Source organism: Parvularcula sp. IMCC14364 (assembly GCF_030758415.1).
In the GTDB taxonomy this organism is placed as follows: Bacteria; Pseudomonadota; Alphaproteobacteria; order Caulobacterales; family Parvularculaceae; genus Aquisalinus.
The window spans coordinates 1,382,690-1,407,805 of record NZ_CP132334.1; the positions used below are offsets into that span (position 1 = coordinate 1,382,690).

A 25,116-nucleotide genomic window follows, 5' to 3' on the forward strand; every position below is an offset into this window, starting at 1 on the left:
CAAGGCATCCTTTCAATCGGTAACAACACAAGCAGGCCGTTCGCCCGCTCCGAGGCACCAACGGTAGACGGCCAGCATGTCGTCGGCGATGGGCTGCCACGAAAACGCCTCCTCGACCCAGGCGCGGCCGCGCGCGCCCATGGCGGCGAGCGCCTCTCGGGGCATGGCAAGCGCCGCCCGCAGGGCCGCCTCCAGCGCATCGGCGCCGTGGTCGACCCACCAACCGCACCCATGGCTCTCCAAGCCAGACCAAGGCGCACCTTTACTACAAATGACCGGCGTCTCACAGGCCAGCGCCTCGGCCACGACCATGCCGAAATTTTCATTCAGGCTTGGCAGAACAAAGACATCTGCATCCCCGTAGGCTGCGTCCTTCTCCGCTCCAAACAGCCCCGGTTGGAACTCGACACGCGCCAGGCCAAGCTTGCTCGCCAGCGCCTTCAACTGATCGATACAGCCCGCCTCCGATGGCCCTACAATACGTACCCGCCAGTCTGGATGACCGGCTTCGAGCCGCGACCATGCGACCAGCAGGCGGTCGATACCCTTTATTGGATGCAAGCGGCCGAGATAGAGAACCTCGCGTTGCGAACGAGTATCGTAACGTTTCGGCGGCAGCTTCGGGATATCGATCCCAATAGGGATTAACGCGACCGGCGCCTTGAGCCCGTAGGCGCGCACATCCTCCAATTCCTTCTCGCTGGTGGCGTGGATGCAACTGGCCGTGGCCAATGCCCTGTCCTGGGCCAGTAGGCCGAACACGCGTTTCTGCGCCGACGAGAATTTGAGGGCATCCTCGGCGAGCATGCCATGGGGCGAGACGACAAGCGGGGCGCCGTGCCTACGCGCAGCCTCCCCGGGATAGACGTTGGGCATCCGCCAGAGTCCATTGCAATGAATGACCGTGCCAGGCGTGGCGGCGGCCTGATCGAGATGGGCGCGCAGCGCTCTGGAGAACAGCAGGGTTCCGAGACCAGGCAGGGCCCTTTCGGCCGGAAAGAGGTACGCGTCGGCCTTGCCCATTTGCGGAGCGGCACCCTCACCGATTGCCGCAACCTGGACCGACGCGCCCGCGCTTGCGAGGTTCTCGCTCAGGCGGCGGATGCAGTAGGTTGTCCCGGCAGCCTCATTGGAGATGCCCGCACTAACCTGGATAATATGTGGCAGGACCTTCGTCCGGCTCGTAGAAGGCGCTCGTTCAGTCATGAACAATAATTTTCCAGAAACAAATCGTTCGAACACTCACACAAAACACGAATAGGAGTGAAAATTTCGAACAATCAAAAAACGCAAAATGCGGAACAAATAATATCATTGTCAATGACAATTTGAAATTTATCTTTTGAACTTAGAATGCCAACGAATTTGCCATGCACAAAATCACAAAATGCACTGCTTGCGTAAAATTAATACTTAAATCAAGCCAACATGTTTAAAGGCGCTTGCGTGACGCAGTGCTTTTAGATTCTGGACCGTTCCAAGAAAGTCCCAATCTCCCCGGAGCATGCAGACAAAGTCGTCTAGCCTATATTCTCGCCTGATATCAATGCGGGGAAAAGCTATCAAAGATGAGCCATATCGAAGCGGTCCGTGAAGGGTGCCTGCCCCGTGCGCATAACCTGCAGTCATGACTGCCGTACGAGATGTTGCATCGTTGCGCCCCCAAGGATAGGCGAATGCGCGGCACTCAGACCCCAATCTGTCCTCTATACGCTCCCGTGCATTCTCCAATTGACGCCTAAGTTCGGACGGCGTCCGAGTTGTCATATCCACATGATCAAGGCCATGTGAGCCGATCAGCCAGCCCGCACTTTCAAGTGCTCGCACCTCAGCCCAAGTCATGAACTGCTCACCCGACAAATGCCCCGAAGCTGGGTCGGAAACACGACGAAGCTCTTCACTATCTTCTATGCAACTGACTGTTAGATAAACGGTGCCAGAGAAACCGTGGCGCGCCATAATTGGTGCGGCTACCTGCGCGACAGAAGCGTAACCGTCGTCGAACGTGATGGCGATCTGGAGATATTCACTATCTTCCACGGACAACAGATCTTCAAGCGACACTACTTTTGCATGAGTTGCAAGCCAAGCCATCTGTTCGGCAAAACGTTCTTCCAGGCAGGCGTCAGGTCCTTCGCCGATTGCGTGGTAGAGCAGCACAATTCGTCTCGCGCCTGACCTGCTAATTTTCCGACTTAGCTTCCCCAGAGTCCGCTTTATCTGTAGTGCGCTCATTGGGTCAATTCCTATTGCTCAGGACCTCTTCGGCCAATTTGGCCCAAGGCGGGATGGGGCGAACGGCATCGTGACGGACGTGCGCAATGATCGCATCGAGATACTCTGCACCTGCTGGTTCAGTAAGACAGCCCCCCCATTTTGCCAGCGAAGCCCGTTCGGCAAAAGTTATCGGTCCCAAAGCGACTTGTTCACGCAATGCATCCTCGCATGCTCCCGGCACAAATGTTGGAAACACCTTGCCTCGACCGCTGGCACGGACCACCACACTGGCTCCGCATCGGTCAGAACAGACAACTGGTGTGCCGACCAACATTGCCTCGGATATAACAGCTCCCCAGCCATCATGATCACTCGCGAGAACAAGACAATCTGCCTTAACCATAAAGTCGCTAATCTCGGGCATCGGCCGCACGCCGTGAAAGACGACACGACCTGGCGCCGTTCGATCGGCCAAGGTTTGCAACTCAGGGCGTAAGGGACCATCGCCAACGATATCCAGCGTAACGCAATCAGGCAAACCTGAGAGTGCCTCTATGATCAATCGCACGCGCTTTCGCGGTATCAATGAGCCCACATAAAGCAACCGGTAGGGTTCATCATCGTGGCGGGGTACCAGTTGAGTTTTCGACGAAGGCAGAAAATATGCGAAATCAAATATTCTAGATCGCGATAAGCCGCGTGCGGCGACCCAGTTTGACGTATCGGAACCTGCCGCCAGAACGGCCTCAATGCACCGTTGGTTGTGACGAAACAAGGCATAGTACAATGGACGCTTTAACCGGCTCCAGCGTTGGCGTTCAGAGATTGTCTCCATGAAGACCATATACCGCCGATCCGCTCTGCGAAGAGAAGCGACAACATTGCGCATAAAGTCATTCCCGCGAAGACCAACGCAGATATGCACGTCCTCGGGCGAAGATTGAAAGATCAGGTCACGAATTTCTTTGACTGACGAGGGTTGAAGGATTTCGACCCCCGGAAACTCGGGCGGTACCCATCCCTCGGCTTTGCGATGCGCGTATGTATCTGAATGAACGACGTAACGCGTTTGATACCCTCGATCAGCGAGCCCTTTGAGGACGTTTCCCAAATGCGGGCTGAGAGCGAACTCCCACAAGTGGACGCAAATCGAGTTATCGATCATCTTCGCGAGACATACGCGGTTTGTGATCTGAAGGCCGAGCGGGGGGAGAGCCGTTGTCTTTGCTTGCGCATGCGATATGAGGCAAAGCCAATGAACAAAATTTGCAGCAGCCCCATCCCGCCAGCAGAGAAAAGCGTTGCCTCGCCGAGGTTAAGAACAAAAATACTCAGTAAGAGCGCAAACTGCCCCAACGCGGCCCTTGCAGCATTGGAAAATATAACTGTCGCCCAATAGATGACCAGGAAAAGACCAAGCAAGCCGAGTTCTTCCCAGACCGCAATGTGGGTCACACCCTTCTCAACGACAGCACTGATGGGGATCCCGGAAACCGTTTCGACGACCATGTTTTCTGGGTCAGAGGCAATACCAAAGCCTATTCCCGTGAGTGGATCTTCACGGATATTGTCCAGCATTTCATCGATCAATGCGCCTCGTGATTCTCCATAGGCCTCAGCGATAGACGCCGATTCGGAGTTCTTTTGGAGGGTCTCCATCACAGACGTGAACAAGGGGCCTGCAAATAAGATTCCGCCGACTGCAATGACCCCAACGCCCAAGGCGACGAGAGGATTACGCAGATGACTGAGAAGCCGCTTCAAAGGACGCTTGCCCTTCGCAATGGCTAAAAAGCTGGTCACAAACATGCAGAAAGGAATGCTGAGTAACGCGGTGCGCGCGCCCGAAAGCATAACCACGTAGAAACATAACGCGAATATCATCACATCCAATATTGCTAGCCTTGAGTGATCAACAAGGCGGGCGAATGCCCATGCACCGACCATCGCCCCAACAACTCCAATCGCCTGAGAATGGCCGAGAAGGCCGCGCAGGTAGCTGTAGCCAAACATACTTCCACCAGGCTGCAGAAAATATACTGGTACACTCAGAGCCAGCACGAGCGCGAGAAAGCCATAGATGTGTTGTTCTGCGCGTCGCATCTCGTTTTGTTGCATCGATGTGAAAGCCAACAAAACAGTTACCGTCGCGAGTGTCCAAATTGCTCCCTTAAGAAATGAAATTGTCCCCACGACGCTGAACAGTGCTGAGTGGAGAAGTATGTAGAAACCCAGAACCAGAGTTGCTACGACACCATGACTCAGCGGTCGTCCTGCCGACCTTAGAACCATCGCACCGGCGATCAGGAAAATTACGCCGTAACGTGCAAGGCTGGCATTTGGGATAGCTCCAAAAATTGCTGAATTGGCGAGTGTGATATACCAACACAGCAGGATGGCTTCGACGGCCTGGCGCCGGCCTCCCAGTCCGTAGATTGCGACAACACCGTATGCCAAAAGGCCAGCCGGGCCGCCTACCGCGCGCAGGATGAGGACAAGCAGCGCGATTTGCCAGAAGCGATCCCGCAATAGCAACCAGAAGCTAGTCATCTAGCATCCTCAGTATGGCGCGCGCATTGCTTTCCCACGAGAAACGCTTGACGTTCCTAATTGCCGCACTCGCAAGAGTTAGTCTCATTTCGCGATCGACCATCAGTTTAGTAAGCAGAGCAGACAAGGCTGACACATCGCGAGGTGGCACCAAACAGCCGTCAACACCATTCGTCAGAATATCTGCAGCGCCGTTTTCAAGGCAACCTACAACAGCATTTCCCATCGCCATGGCTTCCAGATATGCCAAACCAAAGGCCTCATTCCAACTTGGGAGAAGGAAAATATCGCTGCCTTCTAAGGCTCTCAACACGTTCGAGTGTGGTACCGCGCCATGAAAGTGTACGCGTTCCGTCAGTCCCAGCCGAGTTGTTAGCGCTTCAAGAGCCTCACGCTCGGGACCATCACCCAGAATGTCAAACGCCCAGTCGAGCTCGGGCTTTTCTGCAAGGATATACGAGAGGGCAACCAGTGCGTCATCAATGCCTTTTACCGGCACGAGCCTGGCGACCGCGATCAGCCGAACAGGTCCGTTTCGGGCTTCGATCGGGACTTTTGGTGGCGCGGGATGACGAAATCCGTTGGCGATCACAGCGACCCGCTCTGGGGCGTAACCGACGTGCGCTGCATATGAACGAAGGCGATTGCCCACTAAAATGACACGGGCGAGACCCGCGCCGACCGCCGAACCATTGTTCACATGCAGGCAACCTTGTGGCAGACACTCAAGCACCGGGTCTGCGCCATGGACAATCATCGCGACGCGGTGCTTCTCATCGCGATTCCATATTCCAGCTGATAGTCCGATATTACGCTCGCCGTTCACGATTATTGCATCAACAGCCGGTCTTTTTTTCAACAAATTTTGCATTCGCAGGCCAGTGGCACGCACATTCAGGCGCGCAAGCGCCTCTCGCCTGGAAAGAGCTTCAGGTAAGCGCGGCATTACCACTTGCTCAATATGCACCCTTTCTGGGTCGAGCTCCAAATCTTCAGCTTTGAGGAAGGCGGCTCCTCTCTTCCACGGCACGGTCTGAACCATAACATCGACATCATGGCCTAGTTCCGCAAAGGCGCGAACCTGGTCAACCTCGAAAAAGGCATTGTGTGCTCTCTCTGGACGTGGCCAGTAGCTAGAAACAACACGCAACCGCATTTCCTACTCGAAGCCGTATCCAAATATTTTGAGATCAGATGCGTACAATCGACTCACGACATCTATCATCGTTGGAGTATACACCTCACGGTAGTCTCCCCGACGAGAATTATTGGTGAATGGCAATTCGCCGGGCCTGCCGAGATGCGCAGCGACGTTCGCATAATCTTCGGCCAAGCGTTCGTAGCGACCGGTGAAATCCATCAGGTTGCGGCCTGGCTTGTCGCACACAAACGTTACCTGCGGGCGGAAGTGCACCCAAGCCTGTATCTCAACACAGTTCGCCAACCCTTCGATCAGAAAATGTTCAAAGCTTGGATAGATTTGAACATATCGGCGGGCAAATTGCGCGTCGTCATCGTTCATGCCGCCATCTCTCAAGAAGGCGTAGCTCGACAACAGACGATCGTATGGATTTCGTACGAAGGCGAACTTGAAGAATTTCTCAAATTTGTCCGGGTTAGATTTTCGATACTCTTCAGCCGGAATATGCCGCGACGATGGCAAATCTAATGCCTTCGACACAGACGTCCCTGCTGTTTTGGGCAAATGAATAAAGATGGCGCGATTTTCATTAGGCCAGCCAGCGTAAACTCCCCGCCCACGAAGGTCAGCCAGGCGTCGCCGCATCTGAAGCAATGCCGTCATTTAAGCGGCTTCGCCCTATTGAAAGATCTGCCAATTCGCGAGCGCGCAGTACGCATGAGTTCGCGGTCATCCTCGTGAAACCCGACCACAAAGTTCACAGTAAAGAATATGGCGTAGGTCAAAAACGTTGCACTTGCCAGTAACGCGGCGCGTGTCCCCAAATCCTCTACTCCGTTCAGCATGAGGCGCATTGCAAGGAGGGTCGCGCCCGCGGCAGCGGAAGGAAGAAACCAGCCGCTAAAGCGAGAATTATACCATGATATCCCCAGCCGCTTCCACACGAGCCAGATGGCCACACAATTGTTGATGATTGTGCCCAGCAGCACCGCCAGCCCCGCGCCCATCAGACCAAACATGGGGATCAGTACGAAATAGCCGGCAAATGTTGCGACGGCGGTTACCGCTATAACACGCAAAAGCACAACATGATGACCCGTCATGTTGAGCAAAATTCCCACCGGGCCAGTACCCAGGTTTACGACCGCCGCCAATGCCATAACCAGCATCAGTGAGGTCCCTTGGCTTGCGAAGGTCGGACCATAAAGCCCCAGCAGATGATCGGGTAGTATCGCCAATATCAATATGAGCCCTAGTGCCATTCGCATGACCCAGTCGTTGGATAGGTGTAACTGGTGGGCCAGTCCCGCCATATTGCCGGAAGCCTTCATGCGGGCGAAGACGGGGGAGACAACCGTCAACACCACCTGTTGAAACACGGTGGGAAATTGCTGAAGTTGACGCACCACCATCAAGACACCAACCGCAGACGGCCCCAATAAGGCCCCGACCACCACCCGGTCCAAGTTTCCGATCAACATATTCAATAAACCCGAGGCATAATTTGTTCCGGCATAGGATGCCCAGGCACGCGGGTTCACAGGGCTCGGTTCTGCCTCGGTTGGAAGCATGCGCATTAATCGCCACAATGCCCATGCCATAGGGAAGATCGCAGTGGCCTGCGCTAGTACTACGGCCCATGCATAGGACCAGACTGAGGCGCCAAACGTCGCAAATAACCCGAAGGTCAGAACCACCTTTAATGTCAGCGCAAGGATCGAAGTGGAGAACACCATGATGCGGATTTCCTGGAACCCACGCAGTGATTGCGCGAGAAAGAAGGAAATCATGCTGACGGGAAGGAGCAGCGCTAGCACTGACAAAAGCGCCTTGGCCTCGACGGGGATACCCGCAATATCCGGCATCAACCCGGCCAACAACGGGAGTAGGGAGGCCCCGAGCGCACCCGTGGCAGCCAAAATCACAAGACCGAACGCGACCAATCGCCGAATCGCTCTGGATTCGCCACGAGTGGTGTATTCGGGGATGAAACGCACCGCTAGCGATGAAAGGCCAAACGATAATAGCCCGGCCGCGGTTGTTACCAAGGCTTCTGTAATGCCGAAAAGCCCAAGACCTGCGACGCCGAGGCTTCGCGCAAGGTAAATCTGGAAGGGAAAGCCAACAACGAAGGTAAAGAGAGTTCCGGCCATTACCATAGACGTTTGACCGCCAAGGTGCCGCACCGACTGGATTTTTGCCCGGGTCTCAGCTGTCTTGATACTCAAGTGATCTTGCCATCTCGGCCAAAAAACAAATCATTGTCTAAGCGGTATCGAATGTCTGCGGCCTCCTCTGGGCTTACTTGCCGCAAGACGCGAGCAGGATTGCCAACCGCTACAGAGCCATCAGGAATATCTCGCGTGACGATGGCCCCCGCGCCAATGATGCATCCCTCACCAATCTTTACACCGGGCAAAACGGTCACCCGGTACCCGAGATAAGTATAGTCCCCAATGACGGTGAGCTCCTTTCCGTCAAAGCCAGGGCCGTGCGCTAACAGTCTACTCTCGCCGCCGATCACGCATTTGTCACCAATTTTTACGAGATGAGGATTCACCGCATCAATACCTCCCAACAAACGACAACGTTTTCCAATCGCCGTGCCTAGACTTCTCTGCACGGCTATTTTCAGTGCAAGGCTCGGCAAGTCATCGGGCCTGCAGTGCCTCACCAATCGTTTGAGTTCTCGTCGCTGCGAAGCCGCGCGCTGCCAGTTGATAAGGCGTTGGATCATGAAACTTTTGCCACTAACAATCTCTCGATGATTGCAGTTGTTCGAGTTGTTGGCTGGGTGCATTGATAGGGCGGGCCGGGACCCCAGCCACTGAAATCCCAGCTGCGACGTCGCGCGTGACGACAGCTCCTGCGGCAACTGTCGCGCCTTCACCAATTGTCACACCGGGGAGGATGATTGCACCGCAACCGATCCAGACTTTGTCACACACCGTGATGGGCGCAGGTAACGCGCCGCGTTGGCCATTGGCGCGCGCTGGACCATGGTTGATTGTAATGAAGCTCACTCTGGGCCCCACTTGGACATCTGCACCGATGGAGATCTTCGCGTCGGGGCAGCCGAAATACGGCTCTGTGTTGAGGAAAGTACGCGGCCCGATCGAGATATTGCCGAGCCTACCAATCGGTACCGCCGTGACGGGACCCCACAAGATAGCACGCGGCGCAATTTTCATGCCCGCGGCGCGCAGCAGAGCGACCCTCAGCCCATCCAAATACGGCAAACGCGGGACCATGTTGGCGAGTATCAAAGCAGCCATACGCATGACTTTGACCAGTCCGCGTGATGCTTTGCGCAGCAAGCTAATCATTGCTTGAGCCCGCAGCCACGCGGTGGACTGTGTCCCTGATCGCTGTTTGCCAGCGTTTGGCGACGTGGGCCCAGTTCCAGTCTTCGGCCATTTCTGCACCGGCAGCGCCCATGCGTGCGCGCAACTCGGCGTCCTTGATCAATGTTTCGATATGCTCGGCGTAGGCTGTGTCATCCTCGGCTAGGTAACCGTTGACGCCGTGCCGTACAGAGAAAGGTTCGTAATATTGCATACAAACCACTGGCAATCCGCAGGCGGCCGCTTCTTGCGTCACTTTCGGTACACCCTCAGAGACCGAAGGCAGGGTGAATATGTCAGCCTGTCGGAAGGCTGCTGCAAGGCTGTCGCCGTCGACGGCGCCAGGAAGCACGAGATTAAACAGCCCTTCACTGGCAGCGCGTGACTGTAACTGATGCCGCTGCTTTCCTTCACCATACCACATAAATTCGACCTCGGGATGCGCACGCGCTAACTCAAAAAATACGTCTGGACGCTTATGTTGCTGGACGTTCCCAGCGCTAACCACTTTTAACGTCTTATTGCTTCCATGGGGCACTCGATCACGCGCATGGAAGCGCTCAACATTGACGCCCAAAGGGATGTCAGCCGTCTTCACGTCAGGCCATATGGTATTGGCAATCCGTTCAAGAAACGGACTGATGGCAATCAGAAGGTCTGAGTCAGCTTTAACCCTCGACAATGCGGCCATGTCAGGCGTTTTTATACCTTGACAGAATACTTTATGACCAACGAGTTCGGATAAACGCTCTTGTTCTATGATTTGATTGCGCTGGTCCGCAGGCACGCCCTCAAGTGTCGAGATGACGGCCCCGCCCAGGCCCAGTGCCCTGCGCATTTGTCGAAAACGATCATCAAGAACGGCCGAGAGGCAAGGATAAACCACACCCGAATAGCGATTGAGCCCGGCAGCCAAGGCTTTCGCCTTCCAAAGACGGTTTGGTGGCAACTTGATAAGGCGGACATTCGAGTTGGCAGCAACGAGTGGGTCTGGCGCTCGAAAATGGAACGCGGTCGCTGGTATCTCGCTAGCATCCCATCGTGCAAGGATTGCTTTAACGTTATTGGATTGTGCGTTCAGGTTGTCTTGGTCGACCGAGTGGAAGAAGAGGATCGGGGCTTGGCTCATGGCTGCAGGTTCTCACTCAAGCTTTCAAACGCTCGCTGTCTCTCTTCGCTGTCACGCATAATGCTCTCGATAAGCGCTCTTTGTTGGGGCCAAGAAAATGCGATGGTGTCTATCGGCAGCAGAAGTAAGCGATTATCTCGCGACAGCGTCACCGGAACCGCACCCATCTGCAGGCCGTCCAGAAGCGTTGTTGAGATCCAAGAAGCCACAAAAGCAGGCCGCCACTTTCCAAGAAAGTCTTCGAACCGACCGTCGGTATCAAAATCCACTCCATCGCGCCCACGGATATCATCCCAAAGGTTATTATGCCCCCTGGGGTGCGGGCGCACGATTACATGGAAGCCATTTACCAAGGCTACTTCTGCAAGTTCGGTGACGGGTGAGGGATCTTTCGCCTCATAGTCACCCGCAAAAGCAAACACCTTTGGAAGGGATGTAAGAGCTGCAGGCGGTTTGTTTAGTCTTAGCGCAAGCCCGTGGATACGACTGGCAACATATCGCCCTTCGAATGCCGTTAACGCTACCATCGCACAGAATTCTGGGAAGACGAGTGTTCGGGCGAGGAGGCCGTGCTGTCGGTATTCTACCTTGAAGCCGGCCAAACAAGCAGCGTAAGCTGCGAGGCCAGCAGTTGACGAGTAGATTAATAATTGTGGCCGGGTTTCGTGCAATCTTTCGAACAAGGCCAAAAGGTATGCTAATTCGTGCAGGCGCATCGTTAGCGTCGAAAGCAGATCAAGCGGCTTGAAGTCTGGGTCAGGTTCGGAATAGATTTCGAGCGCTTCATGCATCGCTCGCATCCAATGTCGGATGACCTGGGTTAGACTTGGTCTAGGCAAAGCCGCGAAGCCGTCAGCACCTAGTTCATCGACAAAATGAGGCTCTGTGCCAAGCTGGGCCTGAATATCGGCTCGGAGCATTTGCTCACGCATAGCTCCGATACCTAGAAAAATCGCTTCCGGCATCACCTTCTTGGTCGCTACTCTACACCCAGCGAAATACCGTCCCAAAAGCAAAACAAGGCTGACTACGACCATCCCGCCGCGTCCTGTTGCGGCAAGCAGCCGCCTTAGCCGCCCCTCCCGCGGCCCGAACGCCACTGTTTTGCTGGCACCCGCAATCAAGGCCTCTCTGGCCAGAAGCGCGCGGCGAAATTGAGGCATAGCCTGAACACGGTCGGCGGCGCTTATAATGGGATCTCGCGTCATATTTGTTTGAGTAAAGTAGATCAAAAGTGTCAAAGGTTCGACCACGGATGCTGAAGTGTCTTTGGCCTCCAGAGCCGGAGTAAATGTGACTTAACCCAAGCCAATCCTAATCATGGTGTCTCAGGTGATCAGCGTACGTGTGCTCTTTGTTTTATGTAGGCCCTCTTGACAAAAAGGGCCTAGAATATCCCAGTTCAGCATTAGGACTACATTATCAGAGGGGTATTTGATCCCCAGAAGTTGCGTCTTCTGCTTATGGTAAGTTCGGAAATGCCGTGGACTTCTGTTTAGGCGTCACGCCTCTTATCGCTAGAAATCAGAGCGCTTACTGCCTCAAAGTCCGCTCGTGTATCAATGTCGTGAGAACGCTCGGCCGGCATTTGGATTGCTCCGATCCGTCCGCCTGACAATGTGCCAACCTCACGAAACCAATCAGCATCAAAAACATAAATGGCGCCATTTGGTCGGTAAACAGCCGGCAGGTCATCACGGTTAGCAAAACAGTAAGTGGGATCAGAGAGTGGAAGAAAGTCCTGGCCCTCGATGCGTCCCCACTTCATGACACTAGAGTTCGCCTCCGTCACGCTCATGACCAAATCGTAATCCTCCGCAGCATGAAGGTCGATCGCTCGGCGTATGTCGGACGGATCACGAAGCGGAGATGTCGCCTGCAATAGTACAATCGTGCCCGGCTCGGGAAAGTCTCGAGCGAGTACATGGCGCAACACATGGTTCATCGGAGTATTGTCGGCGCCCAACTCCGGAGGGCGCCTTGCGACAATTACGTCTGATCCAAGGTCGGTATCGAACAACTCCTCAATATCAGTTGATACAATCAAGCTCTCGATACCTGCGGAGCGAGCATGATCAATGCTGTGCTGGAAGAGCGGCCTGCCCGTGAGTGAGCGGGTGTTCTTGCCTGGCAGTTCCTTAGAGCCTGCGCGCAGAGGAATCAAACCGATCAGCGCCATCTCTATGCAAAACTCAGAAAGGTATCACTGAAATTCTTCTGAAGGGGGTGCGTCCAAAATTCCGGAGAGTTAAGCGCAGCGATAAAGTTCGGTGCCGCTGATCCTTCGCCAAATTCACGACTTGGGGAAAACCGCTTACCCCAGTGATCGCGGAGAAAACCCCTGATTGAATTCCGGTTTTTCGCGGCGACTTGATGGATGGACTCCGACGCACATCGATTGGTTTGGCGGGTGCCGACATCAAGGCTGGGTATCCCGAGGAACGGAGCCTCACGCACTCCGGTACTTGAGTTACCTATGATCGCCGATGAGTTGCGCAATAATTCGGAAAAATGGGCAAACCGCATGGAGGGAAGCACGCGGAAGCGCGGCGATGGAAGCGCATTAATCACCTCCATAATTGCCTCGGAGCCCGGGTCATTGTTCGGACGGATCACAACAAAATTGCGGTCAGATCCCTCAAGCGCATCAAAAAGATCGGAAGCCTGGCGTCCGATGTGATCCAGCTCGGATGTTACAGGATGAAAGATGACGATGCCGTAGTCGTAAAACGGTATATCGTAGCGCTCTTGCACTTGCTGCAAAGTCACGCCGGATGGAGCCGAATGTGTGTCCAACTCCGGAGATCCTATTACGTAAATGCGGTCTGCACTTTCTCCCATCGCCAGAATGCGCTGCCTTGCAGTATGGGAGCTCACCAAGTGAGCATATGCCAGCTTTGTATTGCAGTGACGAAAGAGCTCGTCGATGGTACCTGAAACCTCACCGCCCTCGATATGTGCACAGCGAACATAGTTCGTAGCGCAAACAAGCGCTGCGGCCATCGCCTCTACGCGATCGCCATGAATTACAACCAGGTCTGGCTGCTCCAATCTCAAGTAGTCAGAGAAACCGACCACAGTTTTTGAAAAGATGACGTCTTGCGGGTCTTCTTCACGCTGATTGAGGAATTCGACGACCCGAATGCCGGGAACTCGGTTCACCTCGACTTTCGTAAAGCCATAGGTCGGTAGCATATGCATCCCAGTCACGAAAAAGGAAACGTTGTGCCCCGCATCCCTAACGGCCACGGCGAGTGGTTCGAGCTTGCCGAAATCGGCGCGCGTGCCGGTCACAAACAAGATTGACTTCTTTGGGGTCACGTTAAGTCAGCCCACCTCAGCTGGGTATTTCTGTTGACTGACCGTGTCAGTCGTTTGCCGATTACCTTATCGAACTCATAACCAGGGATCTCGCCAGAGCCTGGTCGCCGCGCCCAAATATCGTTCTCGCCAATCACGTGGCCCTCGGGTAGGTTAGCGTCAGCTACAACGCTGGCACGAGCAAAGTGATAGACTGGTTCTTCAAGCTCAGTACGCCCCTTCGGATTGCTTGTTGCAACCCAAATCTCGCGAGAGCGATCAATAACGAGCCGTAACTCCGCAGGATCCATCGAATTGATGATGTCCGGCCCGTTGCGATACCGCGTGTCCGTGAAGTGTCTCTCAAGGATCGAGGCACCTAATGCAACCGACGCTAGCGCCATCTCTGGACCAATGGAGTGATCTGAAAACCCCACTACAGCTCTCGGGAATGCCTCGCGTAATTCGGTTACGCCGCTTAGCGAGACAATCTCTGGCGGGCTTGGATAAAGATTGGTACATTCAAGGAGCGCGTAAGGGACACCGGAATCTTCCAGCGCTTGCACTGATCTTCGAAGCGTTTCGATTGACTGCATACCCGTCGATAGGATCACTGGCTTCTTCTTCCGCGCAATGTGCCTGATCAGGGGCAGATTATCGGCTTCGCCAGATCCTATCTTGAACGCAGGTACGTCAAGATCTTCTAGGAAATCAGCTGCCATTCTACTAAAGGGTGTTGAGATCCAAATCAGACCAAGGTCTTCAGCATACTCTTTAAGTGCCGCCTCATCTTCTAAGCTCAGGGCACACCTCTCCATCACATCCCAGATGGAAACATCGGCGTTTGGAGGGAATATCGACTTCGCCTCCTCTGTCATTTCGTCTTCGAGAATATGCGTCTGGTGCTTAACTATTTCGCATCCTGCAAGCGCGGCGAGCTTGACCATAGTTTTTGCCACTTCGAGATCGCCGCCATGATTAATCCCTATTTCGGCAATCACGAGCGGTGGGTGAGACAAGCCTATAAGTCGGCCACCAATTTCAATCTTGGGGAACTGCATTTTAAATTTACCTATTTGGCTCATAGGGATCGCACCGTTATTACATCCTCCCTATTGGCTCTTCTCAATAAAGGCTGGCACATGACATATCGGCAGCTTTTGCATTGCTTGCTTACCGGCAAAAAATGGTCGACGGCATCAGTTGCGCCGCTCACGGCATTGTAATCATCTAAGATGACAATCCGTCCAGGAACGCACCTTGCTCACAAGGCCTCAAGAGCGAAAAGGGTTGGCTCATAGACATGTGGGTCAAGATGTAACAATGCGGCAACCAGCACACTTTGATAAATCGTATCATTTTGCCCGCCCGAAAACCCCTATTGCCAAGAAGCCCTCTTTTTATTTTTTTCGGGTAATCTTATGTAAGGGGCCTATTGACCATCTTCGAGCGTGAGCCGGTCAGATCAATCACCCGCGGGGCCAGAGAAATCATTAGAGTTATTTCAATAGCTACCGCACTCTGGGTGAAGTACCTGAGAGAAAGTCGCTATAGATTGGGTGCTATGATTTCATCGATGTGATGAAGGCCCCCAACTTCTGTTGCAATAGGCGTACCGCAGTGCACAAAAATGTGTCAACTGATAATTTAAGTAAAGAAAGTCATTGAATGCACCATCACAAAAACGTCATATTATTTGTCATGAAGGTATAGTGCACTTGAATTCGTCCAGTAAGGTACTTTGCGATTCATCATGTCTAACAAAACCAGAACGCGGGTAGGGCCATCCATTTTCTCAAATTGACCGATAACTCCCGCAAAGGGCCCTTTTACAATCTCGACTTTCGATCCCGGAGTGAATTGAGCAGTTTTGGGGGGGGAATCGCCGTCCAATTCAAATTGGGATTGCAGCTGTTCAACCAGCCCATCAGGCACAGCCTGGGGTTGTTCTCCCATCATCACCAGCCCTGTAACACCTAGCGTACTGTTGATAGCACGCCATGGCGTACCAGACGGGTCAAAGGAGACAAACAAATAGCGCGGAAATAATGGTCGGCGTACGGTTTTAAATTGGCGTGCGTGACGAATACTTCGGAAAATTTGAGGACAAAAAGTTTCATAGGATTGCTGTTGGAGATTTTTGAAGGCAAGTTCTTCTTTATGGGGATGCGTTTGCACAGCATACCATTTTGAAGAAGTGCTGAGGTCAGAAACAGTCATGATTACCTCTTATCATCTTGATACCTTGTTATTGATTCTCAAATTGGGATCGCACAATTAAGGCAACACAAAACGAAAACATCGTACTGATGGCGATCGTCCGTAAAGGATAATCCACTGTGCTATGGACCATCACCAGCAAAGTGGCAATGATGGCACAGCGTGCCAAGCGATTGTGATGCGAATTCGCATAAGCGCCAAAGCTCTTGAACCACCACCAGATAAAAGCCATCATCAATATGCCTCCGAGGAGGCCAAATTCCAGGACGACTTGCAGGTACTCATTATGAGCTTGCGGCGCATAGGTGGAAGTAACGTGATCAATGTTTTCGAATAAGGGGTAGACTAGGCTAAACGTGCCAGGCCCTGTACCGATTGGAAAAAAATAGTAAATTGCGTCCATGGTGCCGGCAAAAATTTGTGATCTTGAGACTGAACTTTGGTCTAGAATGGTATTTCGTATGTCGGCCCCAATCGGGTTGAGGAGGAATGCGTCGATTGCAAGGAACATAATAAAGGGAGCGGCTACAACTCCCATCCAAACGAGATTTATCTTTCCACGGACAATCAACAGCCAAAAGGACAAACCGAGAGCTGGTAAAAGCAGAAGATATCCGGCCATGGATCCATTCAGCATTAAGCCAATTGTCAAAATTAAAGTCACCGCAACGCTCAGAACGAAAGATCGTTTTGGTTCACCAGCACGCCAATCCTTCATGTTCAGCATGCTAATGGCAAACGGGATGGCCATTAACAATAAGGTTGCCTGATGGTTGACATTCGAAAAGAAAGCAACGGGTGCGCCCGGATTGGTTTCGTCGTAAAAATAGAGCAGGGGCTCAGCGCCGCTCACCTGAAATAATCCCAGACCGACAGTGATGACGGCAAAAATAAGAAAAGCGTTGATCGCAATCTCAATCTCAATCTTGCTGGCGAGGCAGATGGTGACGAGGTAGACGGCTAACGCCGGTATTAGCGAGAGGAACCCTGATAAGGTGCGGTCCGGCGCTAGTGAGAGGGGTTGCCAGGGGAGCGACAGGTTCGCCGCGTTAAACCCTGTCTCGATAATATCGCGTCCAGGAAGGTTGGACCAAATGAAGGGAGGAAGCGGCAATAGATAGAGGAGGTGTAAAAAAATAGTACATATTATCAGGATCGATATATATGGACTCTTTTGAAAGACTTCACTGATGCTTGCTTTCAAAAAGACGAACGAAATAAGCAAAGTCCCGATCACTTGCAACCAGAGTTTTGGTTGGACAATATCTTGACTGGTGCCCCCCAACATAAGGCATATCCATAGGAATGCCGCGAGACGGAAACGGGTGAAGTGCGATACAATGTGGTGAAATCTAGGTCCCATGGCAAATCTCATGATGGGATTGGTTCGAGCAAAACAGCATGTGTTGTGAGGGTAATGCCAGATGTATATTCACCAACAATACCTAGCAGTTGGAGTTTTTGGAGAGGGCATGTCTCATGATCGATCTTGAAGGCATTGGTTGTTCGACGCAGACCAGTACTTACCCCTGAGAATTCCAACTTGGCGAGAATTTGATTATCAGGGTGACAGACCAGCCGCCAGGAAAAATGACCGTGCCGACGACGGATGTTATGATCAGCCCTGACAGAGAGTTGATGCGGTATGTCAACAGGCAAGCTGACATATTGCTCCGCAAGAACGGTGGTCCGGTTGCCAGAAAAGTAACCATGAAGGCCGGGCTTGATCAATTCGGCACTATGAGTGGCTGAATTGATCAAGCGCCAATTAAATGGCAAAGGGCCAGGTTTACTCTCAAATAAATTGTCATAAGGAAGTTCCGGACGCGTTGTCTCCAGGCCAACAAATGCCTCCCAATAGGATTTTGCGTTCTGATAATTGCCTTTTTGGAGCATTTTCGTCAGAAAGCTGCTTTGCAACTTGGTGCGCATTTGCGGATCGTTAAAGGGTGTTTCTTGGATTAACTCAGCCATAAACTTTGCCGGGACGATTTGGTTTGTCAGATAGGAGAGAAATTGGGGCGCCCAGCTAGCCCCCTGAACAAGCTTTTCTTTTAAAGCGCTTTGCGCGCGGGGATTTTGGGCAAACGGAAGAAGAGTTGCGAAATACTCGTTTGAAAGCCGACGATCTAATCTTAACAATAGGTCGAGCTGGTCGAGCGCGCCGCCATAATCTTCTTCCTTAACATTTAGGTCGAAAAGACCTCTTGCCGCACCTCGGCTACGAGGATTCCTTTTTTGTGCTGTCTGAAAATAGGTCTTAGCAGTTTGGTCATTTCCACTTTTTAGCTCAAGGAGCGCCAATTGCGTAAATGGCTCCGCCCTTAACGCAGACTGAGCAATAGGTTGTTTGATGGCTGACTGAATATCATCGATCCGATGCGTATCAATGCGAGACCAGTTGGTGTTAATGAGGGCAGTCGCATTGGTTGGTGCAAGTTGCAGTGCGCTTGCGGCATCTGATTTAGCAAGAATTTGAACTCTTCCCCAGAAAAGTTCAAACACAATAAAGATGCTGGTTAAGCTACATATCAGGAAAGATCGTATCATCCGGACCGAACATCAAAAATTTTCTGTTATTTCCAGGTCTCGATTGCGCGTGTCGGGCTTCTTTAGAAACGAAAGATGAGCAAGGACTGATTTGGGCTTACGGTGTTTCCTTTTCCCATATTCACTGAATTCCTTGCCATAGCTATATTGGTAATAATCCAGATATCCATTAGCGGCCGATTTATATTTGGTCAGTATGGCTCCAATGAGATGCGTATTGCTGGTCGCGAGCCGTTCGAGTGTCAACTTGACGGAAGGGGTACGGATCGCGCCTGCCTCAATGACCAGGATTGTCGCCTCACACACTGCCCCGAGAATTGGGGCATCGGCCAGACCGAGTACTGGCGGGCCATCAATAATGATTTGATCAAATTGATCCCGTAACTCATGTAACACTTGTTCAAATCGATGGCCCGATAAAAGTTCAGCGGGATTGCTGGGTACTTTGCCGGCCGGCAGGAGAAACAAGTGCGGAAATTTTGAAGGCAGGAGTTGCGGTTCAATTGGAGCCATACTGGTAAGTAGACCGGTAAGGCCAATTGATTCGCCACCGCCTCTTGAAAAGGCGGGTAACCGGAGGTCAGCATCAATAATAAGAGTTTTTTGTTCTTGGGCCGCGAAAGACTTGGCCAGCGCAAAGGCGCTGGAGGATTTGCCTTCACCAGGCCGAGTGCTTGTTATTTGGATAATCCGCGGGGCACCGCTTACCGCAAATTGCAGGCTCGTTCGAGTAGAGGCGTAAGCCTCGGAAATGCTTGACTGACTATCTGTTAATACCTGTTCGAATTTTTCGTCTTTGCCTAGAAGCGGAACGACACCAAGTATGCGCAAGTCTAGTTTTTCCTTAATGTCGTCAGGAAGTTTGATCCGATCGTCAATCAATTCAATCAAATAGGCAAGACCAAAGCCAAATGCTGCACTTAAGAGCAAGGCCATGACAAGGGATCTTTTAAGATTTGGCTCGAAAGGCAAGTTCGGTACTTTTGCGCGATCGACAATTGAAACGAGGTTTGAGCCGATGCCATCAGAAGTACTGATTTCTTTTAACCGTTGCAGCAAAGCATCATACTGAGTACGATTAGTGTCTACGTCACGTTGAAGAATGGTATAATCAATACTTCGATTGCGGACGCTAATCACATCACCTTTTATTTCGTTTATGCGTGATTGGAGACCTTGTTCGCGCGAAAGAGTCGCTTGATATTGTGACTCCAAAGTATTCACAATATTGGAGCGTTCGGAACGTAGTCGACTTTTTGCTGCATCAATCTTGCCGTTTAATTCGACCATCTCGGGGAAATCAGGTTTAAGAAAATTACTCTTTTCCAGATATTCGCTTTCAAGTTCCGCGAGGCCGGTCTGAATAGACTGGATCGTGGGATCATTTTGGATATCAGCCGCAAATTGATTGCTTGCGGCTTCGTTGTAGCGTTGCTCAAGGTCAATACGTTGCGCTTGAACTGTGGCGAGTTCGGCATTGAACGAAACAAGGGCGGCAGAATCCAGTGAACCTGTTGCATCGGTCTCGCCGCTGGCGTTGTTATTAATATTAACAATTCCCTGTTCATCAGCATACTGGATTAGGGCACGTTCCGAGGCCTCTAAAGAGGTTTTTGTCGCTGCAATCCTTTCTTCTAAAAAGTCTCTGGCATAAGAGGTTGCGTTGAATTTACGCTCCAGATTATAGGCAATGAAAGTTTCGGCGACAGCATCCGAAACCCTGGCGGCGAGACGCGGATCAGAGCTCGCATAGGAAATATTGACGAGGCGGCTACGACCAACAGGGGCGACTGAGAGATTGTCCACCACCACGCTTGCAGCTTGCTCCACGCGTTTTGGAAGCTCAACTGTCTGATTTGCAAAACGGTCATCGGTCGTCAGGTTCAGGGATTGGACCACGCGCTCGGCAAGGGCTCTGCTGCGAAGGAGAGAGTACTGTGTTGACATAAACTCTGCATTCGCATTAATCTGCTCCACATCGTTCACTTCAATGATGTTTGATTCCTGTTGCTTGATTTCAACAGTCGTAGTCGCCCGATACATCGGCGTTTGCCGTAAGGTAAAAATTGTGGTCGCTGCTACCACCACAAGGACTATTATAGCAATGAGCCACCACCATTTGACGAATATGCGTAATAGTTCCCAGAAATTGAAGCCCCCATCCGAGCCTTCGTCAAAATCTAAGTTGGCGTCTGGATACGGTGCTGGGGGCGTTGAAGGCATGCTGGCACCACCCCCCGGAAACCTTGTTACCCGCGTTTTGTCAAATTGCCCATCATGAGGTGTCATTGTAACTGTACCCTTGCAACCACACCCATCGGGTCACCTCGGAAGGAGAAACGCGACAACGTCAGTAAAGTTAGGCAGTTTGTACCGGACTAGAGCTAATAATTCCATAAAAAACCGCTATTGCTCGGGCTGGAAATCGATGTTTTTATAAAAATTTGCAGGGATTTAACTGGCGAGGGTGTCCCATTTGGCGTAAATCGTTAAAGCGGGTGGAAGTGGTTGCTAACAATCCGCTTCTTGAGCAGCGGATAGGAAGACAAGAAGATGAAACGAACGGCTCGCGGCGGCGGTTTAGGCTATTTGCCAGTCTTATTGGCAATGGCGTCTTGTGCAAGTGGTGAGCCAGCGCAGTCAAAGCAACTGGACGCATCTGATATCATCGTGACGTCGGAACTTCCTCAGCCTGACGCGGAAGCTATCAGTCGGCTTTCTCAAAACGATATATTTCGCGCTGGGGACACCGTAGAAATGATAGTTTATCGGCCAGCTGATCTGTCCGGTACTTTTGTTGTGAATGCTTTTGGGAAAGTTGAGTTTCCACTCATCGGTGAACAACAGGTGGAAAATGTCACTGTGAGTGACCTCTCGGAAACGTTGGAGGCACGATATGAAGAGCGCTACTTAAAAGATCCGGACATTGTCGTCAAACGGGTTGCGGCAAAAATTGGCAAATTTGTCGTCGATGGAGCGGTAGGTAAACCGGGCGTTTATGATCTATACGAGGCAATTCGCCTTTCCGAAGCGATAGCATTGGCCGGTGGAACGGATGACGTGGCGAATTTACGTCGGATTCTGGTATTAAGAAACATTGGGGATGAGCGCTATGTTTCCGAATATAATATGGTAGCAATCAGAGAAAAAGGTGGGCAGGATCCGCTAATTTATCCAAACGACGCAATATTTGTTGATAACAGGCGCGTCTCTCTTGCCGTAGGCGAAATATTACGTACCGTCCCTCTATTTGGGCTATTCTTACGATGAGAAAATCACGGAATCAAAAAAAGCCACTCTACTCAAGAGTGGCTTTTTTGTTCACCGTGGAGGTTTGAACCTCGGCGAGATCTCAAAAATATTATGGGCTAGATGCGCCGTCGTCACTTGCTGCTGCTGCTGCAATTGCGCCCCCACCGGCAATGACAGGTAATAGTGGTGTCGCCACAACTGGTATAACACCAGTTGCTTGAATAGAGGCAAGTTGAGTTGCCGACAACGCGGAAGTCGCCGGGGCACAAACAGCCGCCGCGCTGATCACGGCAGCACTGCCTCCCGCAAGAGGAGTTGAGCAGCTTGTCGTGCCAACACCAACAATAGAGACTGTACTACCCTCAGTCGTCAAAACAACATCACCATCAAGGAGTATGGTGTCATTATCAACCACAACCAAAAGATCATCGCCACGTTGAATGAAGATATCACCGGTAACGTCATTGAGCGTGGCGACGGTATCTTGCGCGAAAGCACTAAGGGTGAACGCTCCGACGGCCACTGCACTACTTAAAAGAGCCTTGATAAAGTATTTAACACTAGGCATAGTCATTCTCCTATGAGATGAAAAAAACACGCGCACTTCGTCCCGAAATTATCATTTGATAATTTTTCTGTCAACAATAATGATCAGTGTTTGCCAAAATATCCATAAGTCAAACTTCGGGCGCGTGCGTCGTACATAGAAGATATCATACAACGCTTTTCTGCGCGGGGTCACAATATTTCGCCCTTTGATTTGCGCCAGACCGGATATACCAGGTCGGACAGTGTAAATATCCGGATACTTGGCACGTTCCGGGCCCGCGATGTCATTAGGAAGCAAGGCCCTTGGGCCAATCAAACTCATGTCACCAAGCATGACGCTCCATAATTGTGGCAATTCATCAATGCTCGTTCGGCGCAGAAAATCACCGATAGGGGTCATTTTGAAATCACTTGAACCGGCAATTTCACGAGAGAGAAGCTTGGAGCCTAGTTCCATTGTCCTGAACTTTGGCATCCAAAAAGTCCTGCCACCCAAACCAACCCGCTTTGACCAAAACAAGCCTGGCCCTTGAGAGGTCGCCCGGACCGTGCAACAGATCGCAAGAAGCAGCGGGAAGCAAAAAAACAAGAAGCTTGTCGCTACGCTAAAATCTACTACTCTCTTGACAAAGCTTAATCGCCGCGTGTTGTGACCACGCAGAATAAGCGCGCGTGATTCTACGGTCGAAGTATTATAGTCGTCGCGAACAAGATTCCCTAACGCCCCAGCCACAAAAGCCCCCTGCATGTGTTGCAGTGCATATAAATGCACTTCGGGATATGGATGTCAATATTCTGTTTATGAAACTTTCACGAATGCTACTATTAGTACTGTATAGAAGAGCATAGGCTTCTAATTCTAGTATTGCTGAGAGCCTGATCATAAGTCTGCGTTACTTTTCACTATCTTGCTTGCCATTCGCCTCCTTGCGACAGGGATATGGGCGATGAAGAGCCACGCCATGGCGCAGGTCCAGTCTCGTTCCCAGTCTTTTGCGAGGCGGCGGGATCGGCCGAGCCATGCGACGGTGCGCTCGACGAGCCATCGTCTGGGTAGGATTTCGAAACTCCTCATCGTGTCCGAACGCTTTATGACCTCGACGGTGCAGTCTCCCATGCTCGCCAGGGAACGGCGCAGCTTGGCGCCCGCATAGCCGCCAGCGGCGAAGATGTGGCGCAGCCATGGAAACTTGTCGCGCGCCTCTGCGAGAACACTCGGCGCACCGTTGCGATCCTGATTGCCTGAGGTGCCCCAGCGCCGTTACCAGAAACCCTTCCGTATCTGTCAGGATAGCAAGTGTCGAGATTTTAAGACGTGCCCAGGCTGAATGCTTAGAACGTGAAATAAAAGCCGCTGAGATTGCCCCAGCAATTGAGTTTCTATCGACGCGTAGCGATAAGACTAAACTTCATTGCGAACGCTTCCAGACGGCTCTATTGGAGCCAGACCAAAGCATTCGATATGAAGCAACCAGCCAAACCCTGGCGTTGATTGATCGACAAAGGCGCTAGGTTTTCGGGACAATAGGGCAGGGCTGGATTTATTAACCCGCGCTGTGATACAGTGAATTTATGAGTGAAATATAACACACAACAGAAGAATTCCTAGATAATGCGGCGAGCATGTCACCAGCTGACGCTGAGGAATATCTTATCACAATGGAACGCCTACGGCGCTTCGATGACACGCGAATGGGTGTAACACTCGATCAGGTGCGTGATTGGATGAAAGCGCGTAGTCTCGATCCAGAGGCTCCATGTCCGGTTCCAAGCAAAATCGACTAATTTTCACAGCAGAGGCTTTTGAAGATCTTGACCGCTTGGACAAGTTCTTACGCAATGTGAATCCGTTTGCGGCTGATTCATCGAATGCAGCCATCCTTGATGCGATGAATAAACTCTTGGAGCCTGATCCAAAAGGAACTGAGTGATTTCAACGATTTATGATTCCTTGTGTTTGCTTAGGACACGGAGGGCCAAAATGTCTTGGAATGAAATCACCCAGTTCCTTTTGGATCAGGCTCTAACGGCGATTTTATGTCTGGATAGTTTTGAGCTGACCATAACTGTCAACAATAGACAGGCTTCGCTCGAAAATTTTCAACGCAGAAAGCTTACCTGATTGGTAAACCCCTGTATCCAGGGCAATCCTGTTGCCATAATGTTTGGCTTCTTCGACAACGGTATGGCCGTGTACGATAACAGCGCCATGATCGCCCTTGAAGTCCAGGAATTCTGAGCGAATCCAGCGCAGGTCGTGCGTTTTTTGTGCTTGCAATGCAGTCAACGGTCTTATCCCTGCATGAACACAGACAAAGTCACCAAATGCCCATATGTCTCTGAAAGATTTCAGAAAATCTATATGCGCGGGATCGACTTTAGCCCTCAATTGGTCAAATATTGTTTGTGGTTCGGCATAGACAGCCCCCAAATTCGTCACGCCATAACTTCTGGCACAGGCGTCTCCGCCAAAAGAAAACCAAGGCTCTAGCAAATCGGTGCGCCCCCCTAATATTTTCAAGAATACTTCCTCATGATTTCCCATGAGGAAAACGGGTTGGAACAGTGCTTGGGAATAAGTCCTGAGAAATTCTACGACTTCCCGGGATTGGGGGCCTCGATCGATGAGGTCGCCTAAAAATACAAGCTTGGCAGGATGCGAAGGATCTCCTGCAAAATCTTTTTCGATAACGCCGAGAAGCTGCGTCAATTCCTTTAAACAGCCATGTACGTCACCGATAATATAGGCGGTTTCAGATTTAGGGCCGGAAGATACCTTGTGAATTGTATTTTGGGGACGCCCAGGCAATATGGGCTTACGAGAGAACAAACTTTTTAGAAATCGGCTCATATTCTCAGTGCCG

The 25,116-nt window shown here is 51.6% G+C and carries 23 protein-coding genes and 1 pseudogene; 2 read left to right on the plus strand and 22 right to left on the minus strand.

Going from position 1 to position 25,116, the window contains the following annotated elements; translation table 11 throughout:
- Positions 1 to 12: 12 nt before the first annotated feature.
- The 18 genes from RAL90_RS06635 to RAL90_RS06720 form a co-directional block, all read right to left on the minus strand.
- Complete coding sequence (locus RAL90_RS06635; RefSeq protein ID WP_306253729.1) at positions 13 to 1,206, minus strand: glycosyltransferase; 1,194 nt, start codon at positions 1,204 to 1,206, stop codon at positions 13 to 15.
- Between the two features lie 207 nt (positions 1,207 to 1,413).
- Positions 1,414 to 2,160, minus strand: a complete 747-nt coding sequence (locus tag RAL90_RS06640; RefSeq protein ID WP_306253730.1) for a polysaccharide deacetylase family protein — start codon at positions 2,158 to 2,160, stop codon at positions 1,414 to 1,416.
- A gap of 79 nt (positions 2,161 to 2,239) precedes the next feature.
- Entirely contained in the window at positions 2,240 to 3,106 is an 867-nt protein-coding gene (locus RAL90_RS06645) for a glycosyltransferase (protein WP_306253731.1), read from the minus strand.
- Between the two features lie 272 nt (positions 3,107 to 3,378).
- Positions 3,379 to 4,767 carry an O-antigen ligase family protein gene (locus RAL90_RS06650; protein ID WP_306253732.1) on the minus strand — a complete coding sequence of 463 codons (1,389 nt, stop codon included), beginning with the start codon at positions 4,765 to 4,767 and terminating at the stop codon, positions 3,379 to 3,381.
- Positions 4,760 to 5,917, minus strand: coding sequence for a glycosyltransferase (locus RAL90_RS06655; RefSeq protein WP_306253733.1), 1,158 nt, complete (start codon positions 5,915 to 5,917; stop codon positions 4,760 to 4,762). The genes RAL90_RS06650 and RAL90_RS06655 overlap by 8 nt, the downstream gene beginning before the upstream one ends.
- A 9-nt stretch (positions 5,918 to 5,926) precedes the next feature.
- A complete protein-coding gene (locus RAL90_RS06660) occupies positions 5,927 to 6,571 on the minus strand; it encodes a sulfotransferase family 2 domain-containing protein (protein ID WP_306253734.1) in 645 nt (214 codons plus the stop codon).
- Entirely contained in the window at positions 6,568 to 8,136 is a 1,569-nt protein-coding gene (locus RAL90_RS06665) for an oligosaccharide flippase family protein (RefSeq protein WP_306253735.1), read from the minus strand. The genes RAL90_RS06660 and RAL90_RS06665 overlap by 4 nt, the downstream gene beginning before the upstream one ends.
- A complete protein-coding gene (locus RAL90_RS06670; RefSeq protein ID WP_306253736.1) occupies positions 8,133 to 8,645 on the minus strand; it encodes a DapH/DapD/GlmU-related protein in 513 nt (170 codons plus the stop codon). Before RAL90_RS06670 ends, RAL90_RS06665 begins: the two co-directional genes overlap by 4 nt.
- A gap of 13 nt (positions 8,646 to 8,658) precedes the next feature.
- On the minus strand, positions 8,659 to 9,225 hold the full coding sequence (locus tag RAL90_RS06675) for a hypothetical protein (RefSeq protein ID WP_306253737.1): 567 nt from the start codon (positions 9,223 to 9,225) through the stop codon (positions 8,659 to 8,661).
- Position 9,226: 1 nt separating this feature from the next.
- Positions 9,227 to 10,381, minus strand: coding sequence for a glycosyltransferase family 4 protein (locus RAL90_RS06680; protein ID WP_306253738.1), 1,155 nt, complete (start codon positions 10,379 to 10,381; stop codon positions 9,227 to 9,229).
- The gene (locus RAL90_RS06685; protein ID WP_306253739.1) at positions 10,378 to 11,622 is read right to left on the minus strand and encodes a hypothetical protein; all 1,245 of its coding nucleotides are present in this window, start codon (positions 11,620 to 11,622) and stop codon (positions 10,378 to 10,380) included. The genes RAL90_RS06680 and RAL90_RS06685 overlap by 4 nt, the downstream gene beginning before the upstream one ends.
- Positions 11,623 to 11,876: 254 nt before the next feature.
- Positions 11,877 to 12,560: an acylneuraminate cytidylyltransferase family protein gene (locus RAL90_RS06690; protein WP_306253740.1), complete on the minus strand. Its 684-nt coding sequence runs from the start codon at positions 12,558 to 12,560 to the stop codon at positions 11,877 to 11,879.
- A 2-nt stretch (positions 12,561 to 12,562) separates the two neighbouring features.
- On the minus strand, positions 12,563 to 13,684 hold the full coding sequence (gene neuC, locus RAL90_RS06695) for a UDP-N-acetylglucosamine 2-epimerase (RefSeq protein ID WP_372340441.1): 1,122 nt from the start codon (positions 13,682 to 13,684) through the stop codon (positions 12,563 to 12,565).
- 14 nt (positions 13,685 to 13,698) lie between these two features.
- Positions 13,699 to 14,766: an N-acetylneuraminate synthase family protein gene (locus RAL90_RS06700; RefSeq protein WP_306253742.1), complete on the minus strand. Its 1,068-nt coding sequence runs from the start codon at positions 14,764 to 14,766 to the stop codon at positions 13,699 to 13,701.
- Between the two features lie 607 nt (positions 14,767 to 15,373).
- Positions 15,374 to 15,901: a transcription termination/antitermination protein NusG gene (locus RAL90_RS06705; RefSeq protein WP_306253743.1), complete on the minus strand. Its 528-nt coding sequence runs from the start codon at positions 15,899 to 15,901 to the stop codon at positions 15,374 to 15,376.
- A gap of 28 nt (positions 15,902 to 15,929) precedes the next feature.
- Positions 15,930 to 17,189, minus strand: a complete 1,260-nt coding sequence (locus RAL90_RS06710; RefSeq protein ID WP_306253744.1) for an O-antigen ligase — start codon at positions 17,187 to 17,189, stop codon at positions 15,930 to 15,932.
- Positions 17,190 to 17,272: 83 nt separating this feature from the next.
- Positions 17,273 to 18,406: a type IV pilus biogenesis/stability protein PilW gene (locus RAL90_RS06715; protein WP_306253745.1), complete on the minus strand. Its 1,134-nt coding sequence runs from the start codon at positions 18,404 to 18,406 to the stop codon at positions 17,273 to 17,275.
- A 57-nt stretch (positions 18,407 to 18,463) separates the two neighbouring features.
- Positions 18,464 to 20,740, minus strand: a complete 2,277-nt coding sequence (locus RAL90_RS06720) for a polysaccharide biosynthesis tyrosine autokinase (RefSeq protein ID WP_306253746.1) — start codon at positions 20,738 to 20,740, stop codon at positions 18,464 to 18,466.
- Positions 20,741 to 21,004: 264 nt separating this feature from the next.
- On the opposite strand from RAL90_RS06720, the gene RAL90_RS06725 reads away from it, so the two are divergent.
- Positions 21,005 to 21,721, plus strand: coding sequence for a polysaccharide biosynthesis/export family protein (locus RAL90_RS06725; protein ID WP_306253747.1), 717 nt, complete (start codon positions 21,005 to 21,007; stop codon positions 21,719 to 21,721).
- Between the two features lie 91 nt (positions 21,722 to 21,812).
- Here the strand turns inward: RAL90_RS06725 and RAL90_RS06730 are convergent, their stop codons facing one another.
- The 3 genes and pseudogenes from RAL90_RS06730 to RAL90_RS06740 form a co-directional block, all read right to left on the minus strand.
- On the minus strand, positions 21,813 to 22,271 hold the full coding sequence (locus RAL90_RS06730; protein WP_306253748.1) for a hypothetical protein: 459 nt from the start codon (positions 22,269 to 22,271) through the stop codon (positions 21,813 to 21,815).
- Between the two features lie 51 nt (positions 22,272 to 22,322).
- Positions 22,323 to 23,000 carry a sugar transferase gene (locus tag RAL90_RS06735; RefSeq protein ID WP_306253749.1) on the minus strand — a complete coding sequence of 226 codons (678 nt, stop codon included), beginning with the start codon at positions 22,998 to 23,000 and terminating at the stop codon, positions 22,323 to 22,325.
- Between the two features lie 132 nt (positions 23,001 to 23,132).
- Positions 23,133 to 23,589, minus strand: a pseudogene (locus RAL90_RS06740) (transposase); the annotation flags it as partial.
- Between the two features lie 420 nt (positions 23,590 to 24,009).
- Between RAL90_RS06740 and RAL90_RS06745 the strand changes: the two are divergent.
- Complete coding sequence (locus RAL90_RS06745; protein ID WP_306253750.1) at positions 24,010 to 24,183, plus strand: type II toxin-antitoxin system RelE/ParE family toxin; 174 nt, start codon at positions 24,010 to 24,012, stop codon at positions 24,181 to 24,183.
- 104 nt (positions 24,184 to 24,287) lie between these two features.
- On the opposite strand, the gene RAL90_RS06750 is transcribed toward RAL90_RS06745, so the two are convergent.
- Entirely contained in the window at positions 24,288 to 25,103 is an 816-nt protein-coding gene (locus RAL90_RS06750) for a metallophosphoesterase family protein (protein ID WP_306253751.1), read from the minus strand.
- Between the last annotated feature and the right edge of the window lie 13 nt (positions 25,104 to 25,116).

Coding starts and splice junctions, on each gene's coding strand:
- RAL90_RS06735 (WP_306253749.1), bottom strand. CDS start 23,000: ATGCAGGGGGCTTTTGTGGCTGGGGCGTTAGGGAATCTTGTTCGCGAC.
- RAL90_RS06645 (WP_306253731.1), bottom strand. CDS start 3,106: ATGCGCAATGTTGTCGCTTCTCTTCGCAGAGCGGATCGGCGGTATATG.
- RAL90_RS06725 (WP_306253747.1), top strand. CDS start 21,005: ATGAAACGAACGGCTCGCGGCGGCGGTTTAGGCTATTTGCCAGTCTTA.
- RAL90_RS06690 (WP_306253740.1), bottom strand. CDS start 12,560: ATGGCGCTGATCGGTTTGATTCCTCTGCGCGCAGGCTCTAAGGAACTG.
- RAL90_RS06650 (WP_306253732.1), bottom strand. CDS start 4,767: ATGACTAGCTTCTGGTTGCTATTGCGGGATCGCTTCTGGCAAATCGCG.
- RAL90_RS06705 (WP_306253743.1), bottom strand. CDS start 15,901: ATGACTGTTTCTGACCTCAGCACTTCTTCAAAATGGTATGCTGTGCAA.
- RAL90_RS06670 (WP_306253736.1), bottom strand. CDS start 8,645: ATGATCCAACGCCTTATCAACTGGCAGCGCGCGGCTTCGCAGCGACGA.
- RAL90_RS06750 (WP_306253751.1), bottom strand. CDS start 25,103: ATGAGCCGATTTCTAAAAAGTTTGTTCTCTCGTAAGCCCATATTGCCT.
- RAL90_RS06700 (WP_306253742.1), bottom strand. CDS start 14,766: ATGAGCCAAATAGGTAAATTTAAAATGCAGTTCCCCAAGATTGAAATT.
- RAL90_RS06635 (WP_306253729.1), bottom strand. CDS start 1,206: ATGACTGAACGAGCGCCTTCTACGAGCCGGACGAAGGTCCTGCCACAT.
- RAL90_RS06660 (WP_306253734.1), bottom strand. CDS start 6,571: ATGACGGCATTGCTTCAGATGCGGCGACGCCTGGCTGACCTTCGTGGG.
- RAL90_RS06680 (WP_306253738.1), bottom strand. CDS start 10,381: ATGAGCCAAGCCCCGATCCTCTTCTTCCACTCGGTCGACCAAGACAAC.
- RAL90_RS06730 (WP_306253748.1), bottom strand. CDS start 22,271: ATGCCTAGTGTTAAATACTTTATCAAGGCTCTTTTAAGTAGTGCAGTG.
- RAL90_RS06745 (WP_306253750.1), top strand. CDS start 24,010: ATGTCCGGTTCCAAGCAAAATCGACTAATTTTCACAGCAGAGGCTTTT.
- RAL90_RS06720 (WP_306253746.1), bottom strand. CDS start 20,740: ATGACACCTCATGATGGGCAATTTGACAAAACGCGGGTAACAAGGTTT.
- RAL90_RS06710 (WP_306253744.1), bottom strand. CDS start 17,189: ATGTTGGGGGGCACCAGTCAAGATATTGTCCAACCAAAACTCTGGTTG.